General features: G+C 68.9%; 19 protein-coding genes. 5 read left to right on the forward strand and 14 right to left on the reverse strand.

What is annotated here, in order from left to right; all coding sequences use genetic code 11:
• Positions 1 to 50 precede the first annotated feature (50 nt).
• The 7 genes from ACFOD4_RS16615 to ACFOD4_RS16645 all read right to left on the reverse strand — a co-directional run bounded on the left by ACFOD4_RS16615 (position 51) and on the right by ACFOD4_RS16645 (position 8,658).
• Entirely contained in the window at positions 51 to 1,952 is a 1,902-nt protein-coding gene (locus ACFOD4_RS16615) for a type I secretion system permease/ATPase (protein WP_379598190.1), read from the reverse strand.
• Positions 1,953 to 1,958: 6 nt separating this feature from the next.
• Entirely contained in the window at positions 1,959 to 3,698 is a 1,740-nt protein-coding gene (locus ACFOD4_RS16620; RefSeq protein WP_379598192.1) for a calcium-binding protein, read from the reverse strand.
• A gap of 238 nt (positions 3,699 to 3,936) precedes the next feature.
• Positions 3,937 to 4,233 (reverse strand): hypothetical protein, encoded by a 297-nt coding sequence (locus ACFOD4_RS16625; protein ID WP_379598193.1) that lies wholly within the window; start codon positions 4,231 to 4,233, stop codon positions 3,937 to 3,939.
• Positions 4,234 to 4,380: 147 nt separating this feature from the next.
• Entirely contained in the window at positions 4,381 to 5,028 is a 648-nt protein-coding gene (locus ACFOD4_RS16630; protein ID WP_379598195.1) for a hypothetical protein, read from the reverse strand.
• Positions 5,029 to 5,269: 241 nt separating this feature from the next.
• Positions 5,270 to 5,752 (reverse strand): hypothetical protein, encoded by a 483-nt coding sequence (locus ACFOD4_RS16635; protein WP_379598197.1) that lies wholly within the window; start codon positions 5,750 to 5,752, stop codon positions 5,270 to 5,272.
• A 151-nt stretch (positions 5,753 to 5,903) separates the two neighbouring features.
• Positions 5,904 to 7,394, reverse strand: a complete 1,491-nt coding sequence (locus tag ACFOD4_RS16640) for a calcium-binding protein (protein WP_379598199.1) — start codon at positions 7,392 to 7,394, stop codon at positions 5,904 to 5,906.
• A 136-nt stretch (positions 7,395 to 7,530) separates the two neighbouring features.
• Positions 7,531 to 8,658 carry a LacI family DNA-binding transcriptional regulator gene (locus ACFOD4_RS16645; protein ID WP_379598201.1) on the reverse strand — a complete coding sequence of 376 codons (1,128 nt, stop codon included), beginning with the start codon at positions 8,656 to 8,658 and terminating at the stop codon, positions 7,531 to 7,533.
• A 117-nt stretch (positions 8,659 to 8,775) separates the two neighbouring features.
• Between ACFOD4_RS16645 and ACFOD4_RS16650 the strand changes: the two genes are divergently transcribed.
• The 5 genes from ACFOD4_RS16650 to ACFOD4_RS16670 are packed head-to-tail and all read left to right on the forward strand — an operon-like array spanning position 8,776 to position 13,656.
• The gene (locus ACFOD4_RS16650) at positions 8,776 to 10,065 is read left to right on the forward strand and encodes a 3-isopropylmalate dehydratase large subunit (protein WP_379598202.1); all 1,290 of its coding nucleotides are present in this window, start codon (positions 8,776 to 8,778) and stop codon (positions 10,063 to 10,065) included.
• Complete coding sequence (locus ACFOD4_RS16655) at positions 10,062 to 10,553, forward strand: 3-isopropylmalate dehydratase small subunit (protein WP_379598203.1); 492 nt, start codon at positions 10,062 to 10,064, stop codon at positions 10,551 to 10,553. The genes ACFOD4_RS16650 and ACFOD4_RS16655 overlap by 4 nt, the downstream gene beginning before the upstream one ends.
• 28 nt (positions 10,554 to 10,581) lie before the next feature.
• Positions 10,582 to 11,472, forward strand: coding sequence for an isocitrate lyase/PEP mutase family protein (locus ACFOD4_RS16660; protein WP_379598205.1), 891 nt, complete (start codon positions 10,582 to 10,584; stop codon positions 11,470 to 11,472).
• Positions 11,473 to 11,480: 8 nt separating this feature from the next.
• Positions 11,481 to 12,617, forward strand: coding sequence for an iron-containing alcohol dehydrogenase (locus ACFOD4_RS16665; RefSeq protein WP_379598207.1), 1,137 nt, complete (start codon positions 11,481 to 11,483; stop codon positions 12,615 to 12,617).
• A gap of 28 nt (positions 12,618 to 12,645) precedes the next feature.
• Positions 12,646 to 13,656: a Bug family tripartite tricarboxylate transporter substrate binding protein gene (locus ACFOD4_RS16670; protein ID WP_379598209.1), complete on the forward strand. Its 1,011-nt coding sequence runs from the start codon at positions 12,646 to 12,648 to the stop codon at positions 13,654 to 13,656.
• A gap of 23 nt (positions 13,657 to 13,679) precedes the next feature.
• On the opposite strand, the gene ACFOD4_RS16675 is transcribed toward ACFOD4_RS16670, so the two are convergent.
• The 7 genes from ACFOD4_RS16675 to bcsA form a co-directional block, all read right to left on the reverse strand.
• Positions 13,680 to 14,426 (reverse strand): Crp/Fnr family transcriptional regulator, encoded by a 747-nt coding sequence (locus ACFOD4_RS16675; protein ID WP_379598211.1) that lies wholly within the window; start codon positions 14,424 to 14,426, stop codon positions 13,680 to 13,682.
• A gap of 60 nt (positions 14,427 to 14,486) precedes the next feature.
• Complete coding sequence (locus tag ACFOD4_RS16680) at positions 14,487 to 15,893, reverse strand: NAD(P)(+) transhydrogenase (Re/Si-specific) subunit beta (RefSeq protein ID WP_379598213.1); 1,407 nt, start codon at positions 15,891 to 15,893, stop codon at positions 14,487 to 14,489.
• Positions 15,894 to 15,897: 4 nt separating this feature from the next.
• On the reverse strand, positions 15,898 to 16,302 hold the full coding sequence (locus tag ACFOD4_RS16685) for an NAD(P) transhydrogenase subunit alpha (protein ID WP_379598215.1): 405 nt from the start codon (positions 16,300 to 16,302) through the stop codon (positions 15,898 to 15,900).
• Positions 16,303 to 16,315: 13 nt separating this feature from the next.
• Positions 16,316 to 17,482, reverse strand: coding sequence for a Re/Si-specific NAD(P)(+) transhydrogenase subunit alpha (locus ACFOD4_RS16690; protein WP_379598217.1), 1,167 nt, complete (start codon positions 17,480 to 17,482; stop codon positions 16,316 to 16,318).
• Between the two features lie 83 nt (positions 17,483 to 17,565).
• On the reverse strand, positions 17,566 to 18,069 hold the full coding sequence (gene bcsD / locus ACFOD4_RS16695) for a cellulose biosynthesis protein BcsD (RefSeq protein ID WP_379598219.1): 504 nt from the start codon (positions 18,067 to 18,069) through the stop codon (positions 17,566 to 17,568).
• A 28-nt stretch (positions 18,070 to 18,097) separates the two neighbouring features.
• A complete protein-coding gene (locus ACFOD4_RS16700) occupies positions 18,098 to 21,925 on the reverse strand; it encodes a cellulose synthase subunit BcsC-related outer membrane protein (protein WP_379598221.1) in 3,828 nt (1,275 codons plus the stop codon).
• Entirely contained in the window at positions 21,922 to 26,457 is a 4,536-nt protein-coding gene (gene bcsA / locus ACFOD4_RS16705) for a UDP-forming cellulose synthase catalytic subunit (RefSeq protein WP_379598223.1), read from the reverse strand. The genes ACFOD4_RS16700 and bcsA overlap by 4 nt, the downstream gene beginning before the upstream one ends.
• Between the last annotated feature and the right edge of the window lie 5 nt (positions 26,458 to 26,462).

Consider the following 26,462-nt stretch of genomic DNA (forward strand, 5'->3'; position numbering starts at 1 on the left):
AACCTTCCGGCTCGCCTGGCAGCCGCCGCGGCGCCCCGGCAAACCGTTGTTCACGCACGTTGGGCTCGGGCCGTGCCTGCCTCTCCCAGCGTTCGGCCTGGGGAAGGCAGCCCCTGGCTACCCTCCCTCTCCCCAACGGGCTCGTCCCTGGCACTCGGGCTCAGGCTGTTTGCCGACAGTTTGTCGGCATCCACCGGCGTCCCGACGCGCGTCTCGATCCTGGACTCGGCGGGTGCCATGGGGGTGGTACGGGCCGGCGCACCGGCCGTCAGCCGCTTCAGCACCGCCTCCCGCGGGCCGAACAGCTCCACCCGTCCGTCCCGCAGCAACAGCACCTGATCGGCCTGCGCCAGGGTGGAGGGACGATGGCCCACGATCAGCAGCGTGGCACCGCGCCGCTTCATCTCCGCCAGCGCAGCCGCCAGCGCCGCCTCGCCCGCCTGGTCGAGATTTGCATTGGGCTCGTCGAGGATCACCAACCGTGGATTGCGGTACACGGCCCGCGCCAGGCCGATGCGCTGCCGCTGCCCGCCCGAGAGCCGCGCGCCGCCATCGCCGATCGCGGTGTCGTAGCCCTGCGGCAGGCGCTGGATCATCTCATGTGCCTGGGCGAGCATCGCCGCCTCCACCACTGCCGCGTCATCAGCCTCTCCCATGCGGGCGATGTTCTCGCGGATGGTGCCGGCGAAGAGTTCCACATCCTGCGGCAGGTAGCCCAGATGCGAACCGAGCTCTTCGGCATTCCAGTGCCGCAGTTCGGACCCGTCGAGCCGCACCTCCCCGGCATCGGGATCGGCGATGCCGACCAGCAGGCGGCACAGCGTGCTCTTGCCGCTGGCCGAGGGGCCGATCACCGCCACCACCTCGCCCGGCACGGCGCGGAAGGACACTCCTTGCAGCACAGGCACCCTGGAGCCGGGCGGCGTGTAGCTTACGCGCTCCACCGAAAGCTGCCCGTCGGGCTCCGGCAGGCGGGTGCGTTGAGGCCTGGGCGGCATGGCCTGGAGGCGCGAGCGCAGCCGCGCATAGGCGATGCGCGCTAGGCTGAGGTTGCGCCAGCTGCCCATTGCCACTTCCACCGGCGCAAGAGCCCGTCCCAACAGAATGGAGGAGGCGATCATGGCCCCGCCCGTCAATGTTCCCTGCAGCACCAGGTAAGCCCCGAGGCCGAGCATGGCGGATTGCACGAAGAGACGGACGAACTTGGTGATGCCGAGCAGCAGGGCGCCACGCTCACCACTGGCGGTGGCAGCGGCGGTTGCCGTGGCATTGGCCTCGCTCCAGCGCGACAGCAGGGCCGGCGCCATGCCCATTGCCCGCACCACCTCGGCATTGCGTATGGCAGTTTCAGCGGCCTGGGTTGCGGCGATCTGGATCTGGCTGTTGGCCAGGGTCGGACCACGCGTCAGGAACTCGTTGAGCAGGCCCAGAGCCAGCAGCAGCAATGCCGAACACACGGCCAGCATGCCAAGCGCCGGATGCAGCAGCCAGATCAACAGCAGAAAGAACGGAGCACAGGGCATGTCGAAGAATGTGCCAAGCGCTGGCGAAGACACGAAGTTCTGCAGCAGCTGGAGGTCGCGCAATGGCTGAGCGCCGGCGGAATCCCCCAGCAGCCGGGCGCGTATGCCGCTTTCCAGCAAGGCCGGCCCCAGGCGCTCGCCGAGCCAGCCGCTCATGCGGCCGGTCACGGCGGAACGCAGCGCATCCAGCATGCCGAAGGCGAACAGGGCCAGGCAGGTGATCGCTGTCAGCATGATCAGCGTTTCAACATGCCCCGTCGCCATGACACGGTCATAGACCTGCAGCATGTAGAGCGACGGCGCCAGCATCAGAACATTGCTCGCCAAGCTGAAGGCGGCGATCAACCAGGCCACGCGGCGTAGCGCGCCCACGGCCTCCTCCAGCGCGGTCCGGCTGCGCCGCGCACGCGATGTCGGCTGGATCGCCATGGCGGGCTACGCGAACCAGTCGGTCGTGGCCGCGTAGCTGGGATCCACGGAAACATGTTCCAGAACGTCATTGTAGAAGGCCTGGAACTGCGCCTGTGTCGCGGATGTGGTACTGGCAAAGGGAAGAACGGTGCTGTGGCCGGGGCCAGCAAAGCGGATCACATACACCGTCCCACCATTCGCCGTGGTCGGCGTGGCAGCGTCCAACGCCGCGAATTGCAGTTCTTCTCCCAAAGTATAGCCATTGATCTGGTTGTTGCCGCCCAGGATGCGATAGGTGTCGAGCCCGGCGGTACCGCCATCGTTCAGACCTTCGCCGAACAACGAGACACTGCCACCGGTCGCCACCAGAAGGTCGCTGCCGCCGCCGCCCGCCAAGGTGTCCGTTCCGCCGCCGCTGACCAACACGTTGTCGCCGGTGGTGCCGCGCAGAATGTCGTTTAAGGTGGAGCCAATGACGTTCTCCACCTCCTGCAGCACATCGCCCTGCGCGTGGCCGCCGGCACCCTGCATCTGGGTACCGGTCGCGGTGATGCTGATGCCACCGGTGGAGCTGCGGTAATCGGCCGTGTCGACGCCGGCGCCGCCAATAAGGAGGTCGGCGCCGCCCCGGCCGATCAGCCGGTCATTCCCAGCGCCGCCCACCAGCGTGTTGACGAGGTTGTCGCCGGCCAGGATGTCGTCTCCAGCGGAGCCGATCACGCGTTCCACGGCGGCAAAGGTGTCGCCGGTCGCGGCACCGGATGCGGTGTTCACCCCAAGGTCAACACCGACCGCGCCGCTCGCCGCGGAATAATCCACCGTATCGAAGCCCACTCCACCATCGAAAGTATCGGCAACGATCCCGGGACCGCCGATCATCACGTCGTCGCCGGCGCCGCCACGCAGCGTGTCCTTCCCGTCTCCGCCATCGAGCAGATCGTTGCCGTCGCCACCATCCAGAGTATCATCGCCCAACGCACCGATCAGCTCGTCATTGCCGATGCCGCCATTCAGGGTGTCGTCGCCCGCGCTGCCTTCGAGGCGATCGTTCCCCGCATCGCCGTTGAGGATGTCGTCGCCGAGCGAGCCAAACAGGCTGTCATTGCCGTTGCCGCCGGAGAGCGTGTCATTGTCGAGCCCGCCATCGAGCGTGTCATCGCCCTCACCGCCATCCAGCGTGTCATTGCCGTTGCCGCCGAGGAGCTGGTCCGTGCCACCGCCACCCAGGAGTGTGTCAATCCCATCACCGCCGGTCAGCAGGTCATCGCCCATGCCGCCGGAGAGCAGATCATTGCCGAAACCTCCCAGCAGCGTGTCGTTGCCGCCACCGCCGTAGATCCGGTCATTGCCGTTGCCACCATCCAGGGTGTCGTTGCCGCCCGCGACCGCCGTTTCGGCGTCTGGCGGAGGGGAGCCTGCCGGGAAATCCCGTGCACCGTCCCGGTTGGCATCGATCAGAGCGTCGCCGAATAGCCAGTCTTCTCCGTCACCGCCGCGCAGCAGGTCATTTCCGCCGCCGCCAAACAGCTCGTTGCTGAGGCCGTTGCCGCTCAGCGTATCGTTGAACGCCGAGCCGCTGAGGTTCTCGATGCTGTTCAGTACGTCCCCTGTCGCGAATCCCCCACTGCCATTCGTCGGCCGGTTGGAGAGGGTGTTCAGGATGATCGTAACGGCTGCGGTGGAGTTGATGTAGTCGGCGGTGTCGATGGCATTGCTGCTGCCGTTCATCGTATCCCGGTTCTGCGTGCCGCGGAAAATAGCCATGCTCTTTGCCCCCTCCCCAGGACCGGATCATCGTGCCCGGCGTCGCAGCAAGGCTATGGGCCGTGTGCCGGGCACGGCAATCACACACTGGTAGCCTCACCTTTTGGAGGAAGGCACCGAAAGGCGGATGGGCACAGGCCGGTGCGCCGGGGCCAACGCAAAAGGCCACAAGGCAGCGATGCCCTGTGGCCCTGGTCAAGTTGCGCTGGCCGGCGTGCCGGGCGCGCCGTCCCCCGCTTCAATCGCTGACGGAGAGACCCGTCATCGCCACCGAGGACATGTGGTCGGTGGTCACCGCCACAGCATTAGCGTCGACATAGGTGTCATCGCCGAACGCCTGGACATCCAGGGAGAAGGTCGCGGTGTTGCCCTCGACATACGGGTCGATGCAGATGTCGACAGAGGCGTCGACGTTCACGTCATAGTCGATGTAGGTGTCGGCATCCAGATCGATCTCGACGCTGAATTCCTTGTCGAAATCGTAGCTCGGCTTCCAGCCCATGGTCCGCTCCTGTTTCTTATGTTGCGTCGGCACGCCGCCGACACCCAGAACCTAACCGCCGCATGAAGCCCGGGTGAAGGACGCACATGGATGAGGCGACCATCGGTGTAGTGAATGCCGCCTTCCCTTCATCGCTCGACGAGATCGCCAAAGGGACTAATCCATTCTGCATCCGGTGCATCACCCCAGGTTCACGGTGACGATCGTATCGACCGTCGAGAGGTGATCGTCCACCGTGAGCGCCATCAGGTCGACGCCGACGAAGTTGTCGTCACCATAGGCTACGGCCTTAACATCGAAGATGACGACGTTACCGTCCAGATCAGCATGACCGTTCACTTCCGGCCCATCATCGCGCCCGGCTTCGCGATCCGCATCCCGCTGCGCCCGGTCCTGATCGCGCTCTGCTTCCCGCCTGCCGCCACGATCAAAGGCATACAGGCTCGAACGGGAATTGGCTTCGTAGCGCGACCCTGAAGAGTCGCTGAAGCTATGCTCGCTCGCAAAGTCGGTGCGCATCAAGCGGTCGGCACTGCCGGAGAAGGCAATCGCACTGCCGGTGTAAGCCACGCCGCTGCCGCCAGGCTGCGTCTCGGAGGCGGCATTGAACGTCGCGCTGGCCGAGATGCTCCGGGCAGATCCACCGGACGTCCCTTCGACGGACACCGACGCGGCGGCGAGAGTGTCGTTGCCGACACCTGTCGCGGTGCCGGCGACCTGCACGCCCATACCCGCGTTGCCGCCCTCGCCGCTGCCTGTTTGCGTGCTGTAGGCAGTAGAGTTGGTGGATGTGCTCGTCGCACCATCGACCGTGGCGCTGGAGGTCATCCTTGTTGCGCCTCGTGCCGAGTAGCTGGTCCTGATGGCCATGGCAGGCCCTCCCTCCGGTTGGTTGCGTGGACCCCGGCATGATAGGGTGCTGGTCCAGGCTGGAGGGCGGCTCCTTATGGAGGGGGTGGCTCCCCCAGGCGGGGGAGCGGCAGTGCGATGCGGCGCCTACGCCCTTGGCGGGCTCCGGCACCCATCGGGAGGAGCTACAACCAAGGACGGAGCCCTTTGCCGCTTCCGGCTAGAGCAGATCGTCGGACGCAATCGCGCCTGACGGCAACAGCAACGCGGGAAGCAGTTCCTCAGGCACAAGCGGCACCTGCAGTGGACCCTCGCCATCCTGCGGAACGGCGGGGAGTTGCCGCTCGGAAGGCATGCCGCCCTCGTCGACGTCCCAGTTCATGAAGCTGAACTGCGTCTCGCTGGTTTCGGTGACCAGGAGGCCGTCCTCCGTCATCTCCCCGATGCGGTCCCGCCAGCTTTCGATCAGCGGCGCGAGCCCTTCCGGAACTTGTACCTCCGTTTCAGCGGAAGCATCGCCGATAGCCTGGGCGGTGACCTCGACGGAGCCTGCCCCTTTCAGAACGCCATCCTCCACGCCAAGCCGCACGGAAAGGCGACTGCTGAGGCTGGAGGCCTCGCCCTCGGTCTGGCCTTCCGCAATGATGTCGAGCAGCTTCTCCCCGCCATTGGTCGCGGTGGCGGAGAACCGGATACTGGCCATGATCTTTCTCCCGCACGGGCGGCCGGATTGTGGTACCAGCGCTTCCCAGAAATGATGATGTGGCCGCTCGCGGCGCCGGGCGATGGATCATTGGTGGAAGGCACCCCGCCGCCCGGTGGAGGGAGTGCCTCCATCGAAAGGCGGATACAGGTCAGGCCAGCAGACCCAGCAGATCGCCCGTGATGAACTGGTCCATGCGGTCGATCGCTGCCTGACTGCTATCCCCGTCGAGCACCATGGCGGTCAGGATAGGCAGCGCCGCATCGTCCGAGAAGGCGCCTCCGCGCGGTGCGCCGGCATGTTGCGGGTTCAACGCGAAGAAGTCGTCGAGCGTCAGTGTGGAGACGGTCCAGCCGGTTTTCAGCGTCAGAACCAGATCCTGCGCATCGCTTCCACGCTGCACCGAAATCGTACCTCCGTTCAGCGCGCGCAATCCGCCCGCCGAGCCCCAGTCACCGTCATATCCGGCAACGCGGTCGCCCTCGGCGATGCGGAAGCCGGTGACCACATCGTTGCCGAAGGGTCCGGCCAGCAGGTAGTAGTCGGCGCCGCCGCCGGCGCTGTAGCGATCATTGCCATCCGCCGCCCCGCCCACCGAGCCGAGCAGCAAGGTGTTGTTGCCAGCGCCGGCCTGGATGACGTCATCGCCGCCGCCGCCACTGATGGCGTCGTTGCCGCCGCCCGCGCTGATACGGTCCGCACCGTTGCCGCCATAGGCAAGGTTGTTGCCTTCGCCGAGATCGATGGTGTCACGCCCTTCGCCGCCAAAGGCCCAGTCATGCCCTGCGCCGGTCCGGATGGTGTCGTCGCCCCAGCCACCAAACACCGTGTCGGAGCCGCTGCCGCTGTCGATGGTGTCGTTGCCGGTCAGGCCGAAAACCCAGTCATCGCCGCCGCCGGTGGTGATGCGGTCGCTGCCCAACCCCCCCATGCGGAAGGCATGCGTTTCGACGCCCGCCGCCGTGTCGGCCGTGCCGAGCACGACGGAGGCCACGGTGGAATAGCGATCCTGCACCGTCACGGCATCGGCCGAGACATCCAGGTAGGTGTCGCCGCCGAACACTTTGGCGTCGATCTCGAAGGTCGCGAGATTGCCCTGGAAGGTCGGCGCATTGCTGATCGTGCCCGTGCTGTTCTGGTGCAGCTTGATGGGACCGAAGAGCGGCTGAAGCCCGTCGATGTCGACGGCCAGGAAGTTGGTGGTCGTGATCTGGCTCGACCAGGCCTCGCCATTGGCGGTACCGCTGCCGGTCAAGGTGCGTGTGCGGCTGAGCGCGATGTCGGCGCCGCCGATATCCAGATCGGAATAGGCCGAGGCGAAGGCGATCTCTCCTGCCTCGGTCCGGGCGGAGGCGGTGGATTTCACCGAGCCCAGCGCGAGTGTCACGGCGCCACGGTCGATGATGCGCAGCGCCACGTCCAGCGCCGCAAGCGTGTCCACCCCCGCCGCGTCGCCGCCGGCGGCAAGCGTCACGGTCATGGGCGCATCGTTGCGCTCGGCCCGGGTCAGCAGCGCCCCGAGCGGCCAGCCCCATCCGGGCATGTCGCCGCCACCCCAGGCGGGGTCGGATTTGATGTCGCGGCCATGGCCACGTGCGCTGTAGCCCCTGGCCCAGCCCTGGGCCTCTTCCCAATGCGGCATGTCCGACAATCCCCCCCAAGCGTGGCGCCGCACGCATTTGGACGCCGCTCTCGCCGGGTGGGAAACGGCGCGAAAAGTGGACCCGCCTTTGGCGGTAGGCAGGTGTCATCGGGAGCATCACCCTGTGCACCGGCGGCTACCCCGGTGGCTGTGTGTCGCGCACCGTGCCGCGCCGCTGCAGCGTACCGCGCAACAGCACCACCTCATCCGGAAGAGGTATGCCGCTCATCCTTTCGGCCAACAGCCCGAATCCCCTGGCGATCATCGCTGATAGCGGAACGGACAGCGTTGTCATGCGGTAGGGAGCGGCAGCGGCCGCCGCGATGCCGTCGAAGCCCACCACCGAGATGTCCTCCGGCACCCGAAGCCCGGCCTCGCGCAGCGCGTCCATTGCGCCCATGGCCAGAATGTCGGCGCAACCGAAGATGGCGTCCGGCCGCTCGCGCGCCGGCAGGCCCGCGATGGCTTGGCCGGCGGCAAAGCCCGCCGCGTGGCTGGCGCCCCCCGGAAAGCGGCGCGGCGGCTCCAGCCCGGCCTCAACCAGCGCCGTGGCAAAGGCCTCGGCCCGCTCCAGGCTGGTCGAGGTATCCGCATTGCCCATGATGATGGCCGGCCGGCGATGGCCGGTTTCCAGCAGGTGCAGCGCCAGCGCCTCGCCGCCCGCGCGATTGTCGCAGGATACTGCCACCGCGTGCAGCTTCGGCACCCGGTTCAGCATCACCACCGGGACGTCGTTGGCGGCGCAGATGGCGGCGGCGCGGGAAGACAGCCCGGCCGAGGTGATCAGGCACCCATCCATCCTGTACTGCAGCAGGGCGGCGGCGGTGCTGTCCTCGATCGGTCCCGGCCCGGCATGCAGCAGCATCAGGCGGAGGCCGCGCCGCTCGGCTTCGGTCACCGCCTCCTGCATCATCTCGGCATAGATCGGGTTGCTGACCGGCCCCAGCACCAGCCCGACCAGCCCGCTGCGACCGCCCACCAGCCCGCGCGCCAGGGCGTTTGGGGTGTAGCCAGCCTCGGCGGCCAGGGCGGCGATGCGGCGGCGAACGGCAGGCGAAATCCGCTCATCGCCCTTCAGGGCACGGGAAACGGTGGAACTCGCGACGCCGGCCAGCCGGGCCAAGCTCGACACGGTGGGGCGCGCGCCGCTCACGCGCGGGAAATCCCGTGGCTTTCTCTTGAGCGTGCAATCGTCAGCATGGTCGGGTTCAAGTTCCTTCACCTTGATCTCGAGGTGTCTCTCGAAATAGGGCTTGGCAGACATCAGGTCTATGCTAACGATTGCGCAAACGGGGCGACAAGCCCATATCCGGAACGTCCTGGAAAGAGAGGAGGAGCGCATGCCCCGCCCGGCACGCAGCCCCGAAGCGAGCGCCGCATCATGACCGGCCGCAGCATCAGCGAGAAGATCCTGGCGACCCATTGCCTGTCGGGCGAGATCCGGCCTGGCGCCATCGCCACCATCCGCCCCGACACCGTGCTACTGAACGATGTCTCGGGTCCCCTGGCCTTCGAGAATTTCGCGGCCATGGGCGCCAAGGGCGTGTTCGATCCATCGCGCATCGTGCTGGTGGCCGATCATTTCGCCCCCGCCCCCGACATCACCGCGGCGGGCGCCATCCGGATGACCCAGGATTTCGCCAAGGCACAGGGAATCGAGCACTACTACGACCCTGGCCGCGGCGGCATCGAGCACACGCTGCTGGCCGAGCTCGGCATGATCGGGCACGGGCAGATCGTGTTCGGCGCCGACAGCCACACCTGCACAGCCGGCGCCTTCAACGGCCTGGGCATCGGCTTCGGCTCCACCGATCTCGCCGCCGCCCTGGCCACGGGGCAGCTCTGGATGCGCGTGCCCGACACCATCCGGGTCGAGCTTGTGGGCACCCTGCCGCACTTCACCGCCGGCAAGGACATCATCCTGGAGCTGATCCGCCGCATCGGCACGGATGGCGCGGCCGACGCCGCCCTGGAATTCGGCGGCCCGGGCGTCGCCACGCTGTCCATGGATGCGCGCATGGCGGTCGCCAACATGGCGGTCGAGGCCGGCGCCGACTGGTGCGTCTTCGAGGGCGACGACCTGTCGCTGCAGGACATGGCGGCCCGCGGCATGACCCCCTGCCCGCCCGTGCTGCCCGATGCCGACGCGGTGTACCGCGACCGCCTCACCATCGAACTGGACGGGCTGGCGCCGGTGGTGGCGCGTCCGCCTTCGCCGGCCGCGGGCGCCAGCCTGGAAGCCTTGCGCGGCCAGAAGGTCGACCAGGTCTATGTCGGCAACTGCGCCAACGGCACCATCACCGACCTGCGGCAGGTGGCCGAGATCCTGCGCGGCCGCCGCATCGCCCCGGGCGTGCGCATGGTGGTGGTTCCAGCGACCCAGCGAATCTGGCGCAAGGCGCTGGCCGAAGGGCTGCTCGACCTGTTTGCCGAGGCCGGCGCGGCCGTTTCCACCCCCACCTGCGGCGCCTGCTTCGGCGGGCACATGGGCATCCTCGCGGCGGGCGAAACCGCGATCGCCACCACCAACCGCAACTTCCGTGGCCGCATGGGGCATCCGGACAGTCAGGTCTTCCTGGCCAATGCCTGGGTGGCCGCCGCCGCCGCCGTGGCGGGCGAGATCATCCCGCCCGGCGAATTGCCGCCCATCCCGGCGCTGGAGGCCGCATGAGCACCGTCGAAGGCCGCATCCACCGCTTCGGCGACAGCGTGAACACCGATGTCATCCTGCCGGGCCGCTACCTCGCCATCCGCGACCCTGCGGTGCTCGGCAGCCATTGCCTGGAAGGCATCGATCCCACCTTCGCCAAGCGCGTCCAGCCTGGCGACGTGCTGGCGGCGGGGCGCGACTTCGGCTGCGGCTCCTCGCGCGAGCACGCGGTGGTGGCGCTCAAGGCCTGCGGCGTCGGCGCGGTCATCGTCCGCAGCGCGGCGCGCATCTTCTTCCGCAACGCAACCAATCTTGGCCTGCCGGTGCTGATCTGCCCCGAGGCCGCCGAGGCTTTACAGGACGGCGAGCCGGTTCGGATCGACCTTGCCAGCGGCACCATCCGCCAGGGCGAGCGGCAATGGCAGGCCGAGCCGCTCGGCGAGGAAGTGCGCGCCATCCTGGCGGCGGGGGGGCTGGTGGCCCGCATCCGCGCCCAGCTCGCCGCCTGAAACAGTTCACCAGAGAGGGAGACGGACCATGGCCGATCCACGGCTGAAGCAGATGCTGTCCGAGAAGAAGTTCATTGTGGCGCCCGGCATCTTCGACATGATCTCGGCCCGGGTGGCCGACCGGATGGGCTTTTCCGCGCTCTACGCCACGGGCTACGGCACGGTGGCCTCGCATCTCGGCGTGCCCGATGCGGGCATCGCCACCTTCACCGACATGGTCTCGCGCATGGCCCGCTTCGCCCAGGCCAGCAAGACCCCGGTGATCGCGGACGCCGACACCGGCTACGGCGGGCTGCTGAATGTGCGCCATACCGTGATGGGCTATGAGGCGGGCGGCGTCACCGCCATCCAGCTCGAGGACCAGGAAGTGCCGAAGAAGTGCGGCCACACTCCGGGCCGCCGCGTGATCCCAGCAGAGGAGATGGCGCTGAAGATCGAGGTCGCCGCCGAGGCCCGCAAGAGCAGCGACTTCCTGATCATCGCCCGCACCGACGCCCGCACCACCCTTGGGCTCGATGAAGCCATCCGCCGCGGCCGGATCTACCGCAAGGCTGGCGCCGACATCGTCTTCATCGAGAGCCCCGAGACGGAGGACGAGATGAAGCGCATCGGCCAGGAGATCGACGCGCCGCTGCTGGCCAACAACGTCGATGGCGGCGGCCGCACGCCGATCCTCTCGGCCGAGAAGCTGGCATCCTTCGGCTACAGCATCGCCATCTACCCCGCGCTCGGCTTCCTGACCGTGGCGCAGGCGCTGGAGAAATCCTACGCGCACCTGCTGCAGCATGGCGACACCAATGCCCTGCCGGACGGCGTCATCGGCGACTTCGCCCGGATGAACGAGCTGATGGGCTTCCCGGAAGTTTGGGATTTCGACAAGCGCTGGTCACGGCCCGAACCGCAGCGGGCGGCGGAGTAACGCCCGGGATGCTGTCCCTGGACTTCTCCACCACGCCGCGCATTCTGCTCCGGGACGGGGCGCTGGCCGATTTGCCGGCCATCCTGGCGGAGCAGGGCGTGCGGCATGCCGCGCTGGTCACCGATGCCGGGATGGTCCGTGCGGGCCTGGTCGCGCCGGTGGCGTCCAGGCTGCGGGAGGCAGGCCTCGCCGTCACCATCTATGACGAGGTGCAGGCCGATCCTCCCGAGCAGGTCGTGCTGGCGGCGGTGGAGAAGCTCGGCGCGGCCGGGGTGGATGGCGTCTTCGCCATGGGCGGCGGCAGCGCCATGGATACGGCGAAGCTGGTGGCCTATCTGCTGCGGTCCCCCGGCGAACTGGCCGGCATCTATGGCGTGGAACTGGCCAAGGGACAGCGCCTGCCGCTGGTGCTGGCGCCGACCACCGCCGGCACCGGCTCCGAGGTCACGCCCATTTCCATCGTCACAACGCCGACGGACGAGAAGAAGGGCATCGTTTCCCGCCGCCTGCTGCCGGATGTCGCGCTGCTGGACCCGGAGCTGACCCTGGGCCTGCCGCCCGCCGTCACGGCAGCGACGGGCGTGGACGCCATGGTGCACGCCATCGAGGCATTCACCAGCCGGCGGCTGAAGAACCCGCTCTCCGACGTGCTGGCGAAGCGGGCCCTGTCGCTGCTCTCCGCCAACCTGCCGCTGGTGATGAAGGATGGCCGGGACAAGGCGGCGCGGGGTGCCATGCTGCTGGGCTCCTGCCTCGCCGGGATGGCGTTTGCCAACGCGCCGGTGGCGGCGGTGCACGCGCTGGCCTATCCGCTGGGCGGTCGATACCACGTGCCGCACGGGCTCTCCAACGCGCTGATGCTGCTGCCGGTGCTGCGCTTCAACTTGGCCGCCGCCGCGCCGCTCTACGCGGAGCTGGCGCCCTCCGTGGGTGCGGAGGGTCCGGGCGCCGAAGCCTTCCTGTTGGCCATCGAGCGGCTGGTCGGCGTGTGCGAGATGCCCAAGCGCCTGCACGAGCTGCAGGTGACGCGCGAGAGTCTGCCGCAGCTCGCGGCCGATGCCATGCAGCAGCAGCGCCTGCTGATCAACAACCCGGTCGAGCTGACAGAACTGGATGCGCTCCGCCTCTATGAGGAGGCATTCTGAGCGCCCCCGACGCCTCCGAGGAACGTCCATGAGAGCAACAAACAATCTGACCCGCCGTCGTCTGGGCGCGCTGGGCATCGCCGGCGCCGCCGCGGCGGCCTCCAGTTACCTGGCGCGTCCGGCGCTGGCTGCCAGTTCCTGGCCCGACCGGCCCGTGCGGCTGATCGTGCCCTTTGGCGCGGGCGGTGCGGTGGACACCCTGTCGCGCACCGTCGGACATCACTTTCCGCGCTTTGCCAATGGCCAGAACATGGTGATCGAGAACCGCACGGGCGCCGGCGGTGTGGTCGGCGGCGGCGCTGTCGCCACCGCCGCCCCGGATGGCTACACGCTGCTGGCCGCGGATATCGGCCCCAACGTCATCGGCAAGGCATTGAACCCGAAGCTGCCCTACGAGCCGATGACGGCTTTCACCCCGATCCTGCAGATGGTGAAGCTTCCAGCAGTTGTGATTGCCGGGAAAGACATGCCGGAAAGGACGCTGGCCGACATCATTGCAGCGTCGAAGAAGCAGCCGGACAAGTATGTCTATGCCTCGGCAGGGATCGGCAATGGCAGCCACCTGTTTATGGAGCTGCTGAACCAGCAGGCCGGGATCAAGATGATCCATACGCCCTATCGCGGCGGCAATGACATATCGCTGGCGGTCATGCGCGGCGATGCGCAGCTTGGCTTTCCCACGATTTCATCGGCGCTCAGCTATATCCGCGAAGGCTCGCTGCGGGCCGTCGCGGTCAGCGACCCGCAGCTCAGCCCCAGCCTTCCCGGCATCCCGGCGGTGGCAGACACGATTCCCGGGTTCGATTGCGCCGTCTGGTACGGGCTGGCCGGCCCTGCCGGCATGCCGCGTGACATGGTGCTGCGCATCAACGAGGTGATGAACAAGATTCTGGCTCTGCCTGAGGTGCGAGATTCCGTGGCACAAACCCAGGCCGGCATGGTGGTGGGGGGCACGCCGGACGACTTTGCGCAACATCTCCAGCGCGAGCACGAGCGTTGGGCGCCGTTGATCCGCGAGGCCGGCATCACCGTGGGCTGACCACTCATCCGACGCCCGTCCGGTCAGCCAGGCCGGGCGCGTCCCCGCGTGGCCAGCAGCGCCGGGGCCGGCGCGTCGGGCCAGTCCGCCAGCGCTCCCAGCGCCGCACGGTCCAGGATCTCCAGCCGCCCCTTGCGCAGCAACGCCACCCTGTTCCGGCGCAGCTGTGCCAAGGCGCGGTTCACATGCTCGACCGAAAGTCCCAGCGCATCGGCCAGATGCGCCTGCCTCAAGGGTAACGGGCCACCATCGCCGGACGCTGTGCCCCGCTTTGCCAGCCGGCCCTGCAACTCCAGCAGCAGGTGCGCCAGCCGGCCCAGCGCATCGCGGCGTCCGAGGCTGGTCAGCCGCTCCCGCAGCCGGGCACGATCTTCCGACAGCCCCTCGGCATAGCTCATCGCCAGGCAGGCATCTCGACCCATGAAGGCGCAGAGCCTTTCCCGCGACAACACGCAGAAGCTGGCATCGGTCAGGGCGGTGACCGTTTCCTCCCCCGCCTCGTCATGCTCAACCAGATCGCCGGGGAGGTGGAAGTCAAGGATCTGCCGCCGCCCCTCGGGCGTTGCGCGCCAGGTAAAGGCCCAGCCGGCGAAGAGTGAGAACACCGTGTCGTGGATTGGCTGCCCGGCGCGGGCCAGGCGCACGGCGGCACGAGTGGCAGCGACCTTGTCAATCTGCTCCGCCGGGACGGCGCGAAACAAGTCATGCGGCCGCACGCCACAGGTGGCGCAGGACCCGGGCAGCGGCGTCAGGGATGGCTTGGGCGGCATGGCCCCGGGATCATAGCGGCAAAGCCGTCGCCGGGGCCAATGCAACCCCGGCGAACGTGTTCAGTGCTGCAGCGCCTGCACCACCTGTTGCGTCACCTTCTTGGCGTCACCGAACAGCATCATGGTGTTGTCGCGGAAGAACAGCTCGTTCTCCACACCGGCATAGCCCGAGGCCATGCCGCGCTTGATGAAGAACACCGTCTTGGCGCGTTCCACGTCCAGGATCGGCATGCCGTAGATGGCGGAGGACTTGTCAGTCTTGGCCGCCGGGTTGGTCACGTCATTGGCGCCGATCACGAAGGCTACGTCGGCCTCGGCGAATTCCGGGTTGATCTCCTCCAGCTCATGCACCTCGTCATAGGGAACGTTGGCCTCGGCCAGCAGCACGTTCATGTGCCCCGGCATGCGGCCCGCGACGGGGTGGATGGCATAGGACACCTCGGCGCCTTCCTTTTTCAACAGGTCGGCCATCTCGCGCAGCACCTGCTGCGCCTGCGCCACCGCCATGCCGTAGCCGGGCACGATGATGATCTTCTGCGCGTTCTTCATGATGTAGGCGGCGTCTTCCGGAGAACCCGACTTCACAGGCCGCGCCGGACCGCCATCGCCGCCCGCGGCCGAGGCCACGCCGGTATCGGACCCGAACCCCCCCAGCAGCACGTTGACGATGGACCGGTTCATGCCCTTGCACATGATGTAGGACAGGATGGCACCCGAGGCGCCCACCAGCGCGCCGGTCACGATCAGCAGCAAATTGCCCAGCGTGAAGCCGATGCCCGCCGCCGCCCAGCCGGAGTAGCTGTTCAGCATCGAGACGACCACCGGCATGTCCGCGCCGCCGATCGGGATAATCAGCAGGAAGCCCAGCGCAAAGGCCAGCAGCGCGATCAGCCAGAACAGCAAACCCGAGCCGGTGGCAACAAAGGCGATCACCAGCACCAGCAGCAGGACGCCCAGGCCCAGGTTCAGCCAGTGCTGCCCCTTGAAGGTGATCGGCGCGCCGGACATCAGCGCCTGCAGCTTGGCGAAGGCGATCACCGAGCCTGAGAAGGTGATGGCGCCGATGGCGAGACCCAGCGACATTTCCACCAGCGAACCGGCATGGATATCGCCGGCATGGCCAATGCCGAAGCTTTCGGGATTGTAGAAGGCGGCCGCAGCCACCAGCACCGCAGCCATGCCGACCAGCGAGTGGAAGGCGGCAACCAGCTGCGGCAGTGCCGTCATCTGGATGCGGTTGGCGAGATAAGCGCCGATGCCGCCGCCGATGGCGATCCCGGCGATGATCAAGGCCAGACCGCCCAATCCCATGCCGGAGTGGAACAATGTTGCCACCACGGCGATGCCCATGCCGACCATGCCGTAGAGATTGCCGCGGCGGCTGGTCTCGGGGTGGGACAGGCCGCGGAGCGCCAGGATAAACAGAACCGAGGCGACCAGGTAGGCAAGGGTGGAAACCGTCTGCACCGCCTCACCCCTTCTTCTTGAACATGGCGAGCATCCGGCGGGTCACCAGGAAGCCGCCGAAGATGTTCACCGAGGCCAGCGTCACGGCCAGAAAGCCGAACACCTTGGCTGCGATGGAATCGCCGAGGCCCGTGGCCAGGATGGCGCCCACCACGATCACGGAGGAGATGGCGTTGGTGACGCCCATCAGCGGCGAGTGCAGCGCGGGCGTCACATTCCACACCACGTGGTATCCGACAAAGCAGGCCAGAAGAAAAATCGTCAGCAGCAGCAGAAAGGGCTCAGCATGGCCCGCGACGCTGGCCACGGCCGGTGCCGCGCCTTCGGCCATCATGCGCGCCTGGGCGGCCAGTGCCAGGGCGCGGTCGGCGGTGGCGCTCGCCTGGTTGGCGAGGTCGGTGGCATTCATTCTTGGATGCTCCTCAGGCGGCGGCTTGCTTGTCGGCCAGCAGCGGGTGAACCACGGCCCCCGCCCGCGTCAGGGTGACGCCCCGGACGACCTCGTCATCCTCCGGCAGCTTCGGCGCAGCCGAATCCTTGTCCCAGAAGGTGGAAAGAAAGGTCAGCAGATTGCGGGAGTAAAGCGCGCTGGCGGCACCGGCGATCCGGCCCGGCCAGTTGCCATAGCCCAGGATCTTCACGCCGTTCCCGGTGACGATGGCCTCGCCCGGCCTGGTTGCGGCGCAGTTGCCGCCCGCATCGGCGGCGATGTCGACGATCACGCTGCCCGGCTTCATGGAGGCGACCATGGCCTCCGTCAGCAGGACCGGCGCGCGGCGACCCTGCACCAGGGCGGTGGTGACGATCACGTCCTGCTTCACCACATGCCCCGCCACTACCTCGGCCTGCTTGGCATAGAAATCGGCGGAAAGCTGCTTGGCATAGCCGCCCGCGGTCTGCGCCGCCCGGCTTTCCTCGTCCTCGTAGCCGACGAAACTGGCACCGAGGGACTTGATCTCCTCCTTGGCTGCGGGACGCACGTCGGTGGCGGAAACGCGCCCGCCGAGACGCCGCGCCGTGGCGATAGCCTGCAGTCCCGCCACACCGGCGCCCATGATGAAGACATTGGCCGCCGGGATGGTGCCGGCCGCCGTCATCAGCATGGGGAAGCCCTTGTCGAAGGCGCCTGCCCCTTCGACCACGGCGCGGTAGCCCGCTAGATTGGCCTGAGAGGAGAGCACATCCATGCTCTGCGCCCGGGTGATGCGGGGCAGCAGTTCCATGGAGCAGGCCTGGATGCCTGCGGCAGCATAGGCGGCGGCGCGGGCCGGATCACCTGCCGCCTCCAGCGTGCCGATCAACAGCGCGCCGCGCGGGATCTGGGCCAGTTCATCAACATCGCCTTCCCCGGCGGCGAGAGGTGCGCGGACCTTCAGCACAATGCCCGCACCGGCGAGGGCCGCGGCGGCATCGGGGGCGATCTCGGCCCCGGCCTCGCGATAGGCCTCGTCCGGAAAGCCGGAGGCCAGTCCCGCCCCGGTCTCGATGGCCACCGTGGTGCCCAGCGCGATCAGTTTCTTCGCCGTCTCCGGCGTCGCCGCGACACGGGTTTCCCCCGCACGCCGTTCCTTGAGCACCGCCAGGCGCATCAGCCGTGTCCTCCTGCCCGCTTTCGTGGTCGGGGAGGATGGCTGTCCGGGGCGGAGCCGGCAAGCCGGAAGCGGGACGCCGCCTAGCTGCCGTAGCGGAAAACCATCAGCCCCGGCACGGTCTGCAGCAAGGAGACCCGAGCGGCAGCATCGCCGCCCTGCTGCGCCGCGAGCCACGCGCCGAACACCCCTTCCAGTACGGTGCCCAGCCAGGCGCCCGCCACGTCGGCGGCCACGGGCAGGCAGGGGGCGGCACGGAGCACCAGGCGGAGGCTGCGATCCGCCTCGTCCAGATGCAGGGCCAGATAGCCCCAGCCCAGCCCGGCCAGGACCTCGTTCATGCGTCCTTCCAACTCCGACAGGGTGGCGGCAGGCCGCAATGGAGTGGAGCCGCCGAGCCGCGCGCCGACGGTACGCAGCAAGGCGTCGCGCCCGCCTCCATCCATGTTGGCGTCCAGCGTTTCCAGCAACGCCAGCAGGAAGGCGCGCCACTCGGACCCCGCCGCCCGGCGGGACTGGTAGGCCAGAAAGGGGTCGGTGGCCGGCCCCACCCCGGGATGGAAGCTTTCGCTGGTCGCTGTGCTCATGCGGTTTCCGCCTGCTGTGTGCCTGCCATCAATCCTCCAGCCGGTAGCGGGCGTAGAGCAGGCCTCGCGCCTCGCTCCAGTCGGCGGACTTGTCGTAACGCAGCGCGGCGCCGAGGCGCAGCACCGGCGTCACCTGGTATTCCAGATCGCCGCGCAGCCCGCCGGTGAAGCCGGTCTGCGACTGGCCGGGGTAGAAGGCGGCGATGGTGGGGTCGCCGGCAGCACGGCCTTCCAAGACCGCTTGCGCCGTCGCATCCCCCGGGAAGTAGGGCGCCCGATCCTCGCGCCAGGAGGCGATGCCCACCGTGCCCCCGATGCGATAGGCGAAGGGGCCGCTGCGGGCACGGTAATCCAGCGGGATGGTCGCACCGACATAGGATTGCGGGCTGTAATAGCCGCCATGGCCCAGGGTGAAGAGCCGTAGGTTCTTGTCATAGCTCTGGTAGAGCAGGTCCAACCCCGTCACCAGCTCCTCATCGTCGCGGCGGAACAGGGCGTGGCTGATGCCGGCTCCGGCCTCGATGCGGTTGTTGTCGACGACGCCATCGCCTTCCAGAGCCGAGTACCCGCCACCAACGTAGAAGTTGGTGTTGCCGGTGCCGAACTCGAACTGGCCGCGCGCGGTGTTGCGGACCACGCCACCCCAGACCTCGCCCGTGCGCGCATCCTTCATGCCCGCCCAGGAGAGCAGCGTGTCGGTCATCGCGCGGCGCTCGGCGGTCAGGCGCAGGCGCAGCCCGCCGCCACCGAGCGCCGGCGCCGCCTCCAGGCCGCCCACCAGGTTCTGGCGGCGGAAGCCGACCGGCGTGCTGCCGATATCGGCCGAGAAGATGCCGCGCGCATAGCCCAATCCGAAGGCCATGCCCGCCGCGGAGCTGTCGGCCGGGGCAAGCAGCGCAGCCTCGGAGGGCAAGGTGGCCGTGGTGGCCCCGGGGAGCACCAGCGCATTGCTGCCGAAGCGGCGCAGCGTGCCGGTCTCCTGCGCCATGCTGCCGCCATCGAGGCTGACAGCCTGGGCCCGCACGCTGATCCGCCCACCGACGCCGGGCATGGCAGCGGACACCTCAGCCCCCGCCCCGAACTCGGTGAGCTGGTCAAGTCCGGCATCGCCGGAACGGGTGCGGAAATTCGCGTCGGCAACAATGCGCGGCGCCACCTCATCCTGAACCGCTGCCAGTTCTCGGTTGATCTCGCTCAGCATGGGATCGGCCGGCATCAGCGTCGCGCCGCTGCCGAAGGGCTGAGGGCCCGACGCGGCCGGCATGCCGCTGGCCGCCAGAGAAACCCGGCGGAACGGGTTACCGCCCTGTCCCGCCGCCGGCGGCTCGGTGCCAGCGGCCTGCTGCGGGAAGGCGGTGGTGCCGGATGCGAAGCCGGTGCCGCTGCCGCCCAACTGTCCACGCCGCTGCTCGGCCGCCAGCAGCAGCGCCCGGCGGGCCCGCCGGCCATCACCGCCGGCACGGGCGATCCGCGCCTCCAGCAGCGAAAAGCGGGGATCGTTGGGAGCAAAGCCCCGGCCCTCGGCCAGCAGCGCTTCGGCCCGGCGTGCCTGGCCGGCCGCCAGGGCGGCATCCGCGGCACCCACCCGGGCATCGATGTTGCGGGGATCGCGCGCCAGCACCGCTTCGGCGATGCGCTGGGCCTGCCGCGGATCGCGCGCGCCCTGGTAGAGCCGCGCGAGCGCCAGATTGGCGTCCGGGTTCTGCGGGTCCTGCGCCAGAGCGGGGGCCAGTCGGTCGTAGGCGGCGGCCTGATCCCCCGCCTCGTTCAGCCGGTCGCTCGCACGGATCGCGGAACCTGCTCGCAGCGAGGCAAGCTGCCTCTGCTCATCGGCGGAAAGCCGGGCATCACCGCCGATCTGGCTGGCGACCAGCGCCGCCTCCTGCTCCAACCCACCGGCCAGCAGCGCGTTGGCAAGGGCGATGCGCCCCGCCGGCGGTGCGCTGCGGTTGGCGGCAAGCCCCACGCGGGCCGCTTCCATGGCGCCCTGTGGATCGCCCATGTCGGTCAGGGCGCGTACCACCAGGCCCGGCGTCTCGCCCGTCGGGTCGGGACGGGCCGCCAGGGCCAGCAGGCGGCGCCGCGCCTCGTCGCGTCGGCCATAGGCGGCGGGCTCGGCGGCGGTGGCGACCTGCGCCTGGATCTGCGCCTGGCGCAGCAGCCGGGTCTGGTCGGCGCTGCGCAGCCGGGCCGGGATGCGCTCGATCAGGGCAGCGGCCTGACGGGTCTGGCCCTGCTCGGTGGCGAACAGCGCCGCGGCATGCACCGCCTCTGGCGAGGAACTGGCCGATAGCCCGGCCATCAGCGCGTTCGCCTCATCTGCCTGACCCTGCCGCACAAGGGCCCGCGCGAGGTCGAGCCGCACCCAGGGATTGGCCTCGTCGGCCGCCTGGGCGGCCCGCAGCAGCGCAAGGGCGGATTGCGGGTCGGTGGCACGACCGGCCTCGGCCCGCAGCGACTCGGCACGGCGGGCGCCGACCGTGGCGGCGAAACTGCCGCCGCGCCGGGCCGCCATCTGCTCGGCCTCCGCGAAGCGGCCCTGTTGCTGCAGAGCGTCGTAAAGGCCAGCCAAGGCGGGTGCCAGATCCGGGCGGCGCGACAAGGCGGCCCGGTAGCGTTGCTCGGCCCCGGCAGGGTCGCCCCGCCGCAGTGCCAGATCACCCAGCAGGGCCTCCGCATCCGCCCGCTCGCCGCCCTCGCGCTGTGCGGCGCGGCGCAGCAGCGTTTCGGCCTGGTCCTCCTGCCCGCGCTGGATCAGGTTGCGCGCCTGCGTGACTTCGCTGGTGTAGCTGGCGCCGTCGAGCGCCTGTCCCCACTTACGTCGCCCTTCCCTCGGGTCCGCCGCGATCGCCTCGGTCAGGAGCCGGCGGGCATCGGCGTTGCGCCCTTGCCTCAGCCGGGTGACGCCCAATCCACCCTTGGCGTCGGAATCTTCAGGCCGCTGCGCGAGGACAGCTTCGAACTGCTGGGCCGCCTCAGCCAGGCGTCCGGCGTTCAGCGCCTCGAACCCGCGAAGGCGGGCGGTGCCCAGGGCATCCTCCGGCCCGCGTGGCGGGTTGCGGATCTCCTCCAGCCGCTGGGTCAGGGCGGGGTCGTTGGGATTGCGCTGAAGGTAACTCTCGATGGCCGGCGCCGCGGCGGGATCGGTGCCTTCCCAAAGCAGCGCGTCGCGCAGCGCGGCGCGGGCGGCGGTTGCGGTCTCCCCTTGCTGCGACAGGCCTTCCAGCCGCCGCACGCCCTCGGCGCGCGACCCTTCCCGGTAGGTGAGGATCTGCGCATAGGCGAGCGCCAGCCGCCGGTTGCCCGGATTGCGCTCCACCAGCCGCTCCATGGCATCGCGCGCCTCGCCATAGCCCTGCTGCGTGCCGGCGAGCGTCTGGTAATATTCGATCGCATAAGCATCGGGCGGAGTGTTGCCACCGAAGATCTGACGGTAGCGCGCCACCGCCTCGCCCTGCTGACCGCCTTGGGCAAGGCGCCGTGCCTCGGCGATGGCGGCCGGATCGGCGCTGGCGCCGCGCACGGAGCGGGACGCTGTGCCCACCCGAGGATCGGCCGGCGCCACCTGCCGCATCCGCGACAGATAACCGTCGGCGGCGGATCGGTTGCCGGCCTCGGCCTCGGCCGCGGCGGCAGCGGCCAGCGCGTCCACGTTGTTGGGATCAACGGCCAGCACGCGCTCCAGCGTCTGCAACGCGCGATCCGGGCGGTTCTGACCGCGCCAGTACTCGGCCTGCTGCAGCAGCACCGCCACGGCGCCCCCGCTTTGCCCGCTGCCCTGGGCCAGGGCAGGGCCGGCGAGCAGCAGGGCGGCGGGAACGGCGCCGGCCAGCAGCCGGTTGCGGATGGAGGTCATTGCGTCCGGGTCCTCAGGCGCAGCGCGGCGCGGCGCCGCAGCAGCCAGTAGGTGGGGGTGGCGACGCAGAGCGCGGCCAGCATTGCCAGCAGCAGCAGCATGTCGGGGCGCTTGCCGAACCAGTATTGCGGCCAAAGGTGCAGCGGCAGGCTGCCGGTGGTGTAGTTGTGGCTGACCTTGAAGCTGTCGATCCGCCCGCCGGAGAGCAGCGCAAGGTCGCCCTGGATGCGCGGGATCAGGTCGCGGTCGCGCAGCGCGTTCAGCATGGCCTCCATGCCTTGCGGATTGGTGCCGGAGAGCGCGAGCACCGAGCGGCCCGATTTCAGCGGGCTCTCGAAGCCCGCCAGCATGCCGGTGCCCTCGCCAGGGGCGCCCAGCAGCGCCTCCAGCCGCTGGCGGTCCAGCCGGCGGTCATCGCTGAGGAACAGATTACGGAAATTCTCCAGCGCGTCGGGCAGCGCCACACTGACGCGGTTGCCGTCGATGCGCAGCGAGCCCGCCTGGCCCATCAGCGCGGCCAGCGCCGGCTGGCGCCCCAGCGCGCCGATCACCAGCAGCTCCTTGTCCGCCACCTGCTCCACTGCGGCGGCCCGCACCACCTGGATCCCGGTCGCGGCGTGGCCGACATTGGCGGCCAGCCGGCCCAGCAGGGTCAGGTAGCTCGACACCTCGAGCGTGTTGGGCCGGTCGGGCAGCACGGCGGCGGTGGCGGAGAAATCCGCCATCTTGGTGAAGGGAAAGCCCGAGCCCACGAACCAGGCGAGGTTCGGCAACTCGCCGAAGCGGTAGCCGCGCGACAGGTCGATGGTGCTGTCGGGGTCGATGGAAGCGCGCACGTCGCCGGGGATGGCGATGCAGTCCCCGCGGTTCAGCGGCCGCATGTCGAAGCGCAGCCCCAGGTCGTTCTGGCCGAAGATGAGGTAGGGCGGCAGCGAGACGCCATCCTCTTGCACCTCAGGGGTGGCACCAAGGCCGGTGTTCCGCGCCACCCAGTTCCAGGGCCACGTCGGCTCGGCTGCGCGCAGCGGGAAGGAGCTGAGGTAGTTGCCGTTCAGCGTGGCGTCGACGCGAGACACGGCCACGTCGGCGATCGGGCCCGGCGGCGCACGGAACTTCACATCCACTGGCAGCGAGCGGTCGCGCCAGGTGTAGAGGTCTGGCGCGGTGCGGAACGGGATCGAAATGGGACCGGGCGCGTAGCCGTAGCTCTGCAGCTCCGACGGATCGACCAGCTCGCCGAACTTGACCGGACGGTCGGACCGGATCCACCTGGGCGCGTCGTAGGGCACACGGGCCGCCAGTTCCGGCGCCTGCACCAGGGCGATCTCACCCGACAGCGCCTGCCGGCCGGCGGTGAGCGCCTGGGCGGCGCTGGCGGCCTCCGCCCCCGTGCGGCCGCCGACCACCAGCAGCAGCGCCTCGGGATCGGCCGGGTTCGGCACCACCGCGAGCGTCGGCCCTTCCATGCGCGGCATGGCGAGGCCGGGCACGCTTTCATTGCCGGCCACCACCACCATGGCATTGCCGCGCGGCGGCACGGCGGTGCTGACGGGGAAGCTGGCGCCGCGGTAATCGGCCTGAACCGCGAACCAGGAAGAAGCAATGCCGGCGGCGCGCAAAAGGTCATTGCCGGCATTTTCCGGCATCACCACGGGCAGCGTCAGCGCCTCGTTGCGCAGGCGCTGGTCGAAGAACGGCTCCGGCAGGCGCGCCAGATCACGGGGGAGCGGCAGCCGCTCCACTGTCAGCTGCACGGTGGAGAGATCGGAAATGTTGGCCCACAGCAACCCCGACATCGGGTCGTTGCATTCCTGCGTGTAGCGCCCGGTGAAGCGCACATTCAGCCGGTTGGCGTCGGCGAAGTAGACCGGATTGATGGGGAACTCGATGGGGCCGAAATTCGGCCGCGTGCGGTCTGGCGTGATGGCCCCGACGAATTGCTCGTTCAGTGTGATGGCGATCTGGCTCAGATCCGGGATCAGGGCCGGGCTGCTGGCGCCCTGGATCACCAGCTTGGCGCCGGTCACCACCTCATCGGCACGGATGCCGAAGAGCAGGCCCTGCAGGTCCGAGGTCCCCCGCATCTGCATCGGCCCCGTGAGGCCGAGCTGGCGCAGCGTGCGGCTCTCGGTCCGGGCCGTGGCCGAGGCAGGGGCCGCCTCGGCCCCGAAGGACGGGGCGGCGGACGCGAAGGGATCCGCGCCTGTTCCGGGGGTGCCCGGCATCACGGGCGCAGCACCCTGGGGAGCGGACAGGCCGCCAGGGGCAGGCTGCGCGGCCACCGCAGGACCGGCCAGCGCCAGGCCCGAGCCGGCGATCAGCAGCAGCCCGGTCATCCGCCGCGCCTTGCCGCCCACCGGCAATGGCTTCGGGATGGAATCGGCCGCGGCGCGCGCGGCGGCGGCTGCAGCGGCGCGGGCGCGCATTTTGCGCTCCCGACGACCGCGAAGGGAGAGCTGGCTGTCGCCACGGAACAGGCCGCCGATACTCACGAACACCTCCATCAGGGCGCGCAGCGGACGATCCGGCCGCACGTGGTCCCAGTCGATCCAGGCATCGGCGCGGCCGAGCACGACCCGCACGATGTTGCCTTCATCCATCATCGTCTCGGGCGTGAAGCGCACCTGCAGCCGCTCGCCCTCCCCGCGCATCACCTGACAGGGCAGTGAGATCCGCTCATGCCCGAGGTCGAACTCCATCGCCGCGCGCTCCGCCGTGGCGAGGCTGGCGGCGGCGGTCAGATGCACGGCCGCGCCGCCGAGCGACACATCCTGACTTCGGCCTTCGAGCCGCGTGCCGTCGGTCAGCAGCACGGTCACTGGCAATGCCGCCTTCACGCGGTGCCGCTCGCGCACCTGGCGCCGTTCGCGCCCGACGGCCAGACCGGCCATGACAATGGCCAGCGAAAGCGCGACCCAGAAGGAGTTCAGCGCATTGGCCTGGAACTCCAGGCTGCCCCAGGGATTGGTCAGCATGCCGTAGGTGCCCGAGCCCAGCCCGATCAGCAGCACCACGAACAGGGCGAAGTTGGCCGACACGGCGCGGAAGTCGAAATAGCCTTCGGCCAGGATGCCGCCCTTGTCGGTAACGTTGAACTTGCCCTTACGCGGATCGAACAGCGTCGCCAGCACCACCGGCAGCAGATACAGCGTCAGCACCGTCTCGTAGATCTCGGACCAGAAGCTGTGGCGGACCTTGCCCTGCAGCCGACTATTGGTGCCGATCGAGTGCACGATGTGCGGCCCGGCATAGGCCAGGATGGCCAAAGGCGAGGCGGCGATCAGGTTCTGCCCGAACAGCAGGAAGGCCAGCGGCGCGGTCAGGAAGACGAAGCGCGGCAGCGGGAACAGGAAGTGCCACTGGGCGTTCAGGTAGCACAGCCGCTGGTGCAGCTTCAGCCCCGGTCCCATCAGCGGGTTCTCGATGCGGAAGATCTGCACCATGCCGCGCGCCCAGCGCATGCGCTGACCGATATGCGAGATCAGCCGGTCCGTCGCCAGGCCGGCGGCCAGCGGCACGCGCAGATAGGCGGTGCGCCAGCCAAGGCGCTGCATCTTCAGCGAGCAGTGGCAATCCTCGGTGACGGTGTCATGCGGCACGCCGCCCACCTGCAGCAGCGCCGTCCGCCGCAGCACCGCGCAGGAGCCGCAGAAGAAGGTGGCGTTCCACAGATCGTTGCCCTGCTGCACCAGGCCGTAGAACAGCAACCCTTCATTCGGCACGTTCTTGCCGGACGCCAGGTTCCGCTCGAACGGATCGGGCGAGTAGAAATGGTGCGGCGTCTGCAGCATGCCGATGCCGCGGTCGCGCATCATCCAGCCGATGGTCATCTGCAGGAAGGCGCGGGTCGCCACGTGGTCGCAGTCGAAGATGACGATGTATTCGCCGCTCGTCTTGCCGGTGGCGTGGTTGATGTTGCCGGCCTTGGCGCCCTTGTTGTCGGGGCGGATCATGTAGCCGACGCCGGCTTCCTCGCAGAACTCGCGGAATTCCGGGCGGCGGCCGTCATCCAGCACATAGACGTTCATCTTGTGCGCCGGCCAGTCCATCGACATGGCGCCATAGACAGCGGGCTTCACGACCTCCAGCGGCTCGTTGTAGCTCGGGATGAACACGTCGACGGTCGGCCAATCCTCCGGATCGGCCGGAAGCGGCACCGGCTTCCGATCGAGCGGCCAGAGCTGCTGGAAGTAGGACAGCATCAGCGCGATCACGGCATACATCTCGGCCAGCAGCAGCCCGGTGCCGAAGAACGTCGAGAAATAGCCCGAGTAGTCGAGCGTCTCGGTCAGCCGCCAATAAACGTAGCGGGACGAGATCAGGACCGAGAGCATCACCAGGAAGAACATCGCTCCCCGGCCCGGCACCCGGCTGACCATCAGGAACACCAGGAAGCCACCCAGCGCCAGCCAGGCCTGCTCCTCCGCGCCCAGCGGCGCGACGATAAAGGTCATGCCCAGCAGCCCGCCCAGGAGGGCGAGCGCCAGCACCGTGAGCTTCATGCGGAAGAGCGATCGGAGGGAGATGCGCATGGCTT

The organism is Teichococcus globiformis (genome assembly GCF_042646265.1).
Taxonomy (GTDB): Bacteria; Pseudomonadota; Alphaproteobacteria; order Acetobacterales; family Acetobacteraceae; genus Pseudoroseomonas; species Pseudoroseomonas globiformis.

Excerpts from the sequence above, each read along its gene's own strand:
- ACFOD4_RS16660 (WP_379598205.1), top strand. The coding sequence starts at position 10,582 with ATGGCCGATCCACGGCTGAAGCAGATGCTGTCCGAGAAGAAGTTCATT.
- ACFOD4_RS16640 (WP_379598199.1), bottom strand. The coding sequence starts at position 7,394 with ATGCCGCATTGGGAAGAGGCCCAGGGCTGGGCCAGGGGCTACAGCGCA.
- bcsA (WP_379598223.1), bottom strand. The coding sequence starts at position 26,457 with ATGCGCATCTCCCTCCGATCGCTCTTCCGCATGAAGCTCACGGTGCTG.
- ACFOD4_RS16670 (WP_379598209.1), top strand. The coding sequence starts at position 12,646 with ATGAGAGCAACAAACAATCTGACCCGCCGTCGTCTGGGCGCGCTGGGC.
- ACFOD4_RS16665 (WP_379598207.1), top strand. The coding sequence starts at position 11,481 with ATGCTGTCCCTGGACTTCTCCACCACGCCGCGCATTCTGCTCCGGGAC.
- ACFOD4_RS16650 (WP_379598202.1), top strand. The coding sequence starts at position 8,776 with ATGACCGGCCGCAGCATCAGCGAGAAGATCCTGGCGACCCATTGCCTG.
- ACFOD4_RS16675 (WP_379598211.1), bottom strand. The coding sequence starts at position 14,426 with ATGCCGCCCAAGCCATCCCTGACGCCGCTGCCCGGGTCCTGCGCCACC.
- ACFOD4_RS16655 (WP_379598203.1), top strand. The coding sequence starts at position 10,062 with ATGAGCACCGTCGAAGGCCGCATCCACCGCTTCGGCGACAGCGTGAAC.
- ACFOD4_RS16645 (WP_379598201.1), bottom strand. The coding sequence starts at position 8,658 with ATGTCTGCCAAGCCCTATTTCGAGAGACACCTCGAGATCAAGGTGAAG.
- ACFOD4_RS16685 (WP_379598215.1), bottom strand. The coding sequence starts at position 16,302 with ATGAATGCCACCGACCTCGCCAACCAGGCGAGCGCCACCGCCGACCGC.
- ACFOD4_RS16635 (WP_379598197.1), bottom strand. The coding sequence starts at position 5,752 with ATGGCCAGTATCCGGTTCTCCGCCACCGCGACCAATGGCGGGGAGAAG.
- ACFOD4_RS16690 (WP_379598217.1), bottom strand. The coding sequence starts at position 17,482 with ATGCGCCTGGCGGTGCTCAAGGAACGGCGTGCGGGGGAAACCCGTGTC.
- ACFOD4_RS16630 (WP_379598195.1), bottom strand. The coding sequence starts at position 5,028 with ATGACCTCCAGCGCCACGGTCGATGGTGCGACGAGCACATCCACCAAC.
- ACFOD4_RS16615 (WP_379598190.1), bottom strand. The coding sequence starts at position 1,952 with ATGGCGATCCAGCCGACATCGCGTGCGCGGCGCAGCCGGACCGCGCTG.
- ACFOD4_RS16620 (WP_379598192.1), bottom strand. The coding sequence starts at position 3,698 with ATGGCTATTTTCCGCGGCACGCAGAACCGGGATACGATGAACGGCAGC.
- bcsD (WP_379598219.1), bottom strand. The coding sequence starts at position 18,069 with ATGAGCACAGCGACCAGCGAAAGCTTCCATCCCGGGGTGGGGCCGGCC.
- ACFOD4_RS16700 (WP_379598221.1), bottom strand. The coding sequence starts at position 21,925 with ATGACCTCCATCCGCAACCGGCTGCTGGCCGGCGCCGTTCCCGCCGCC.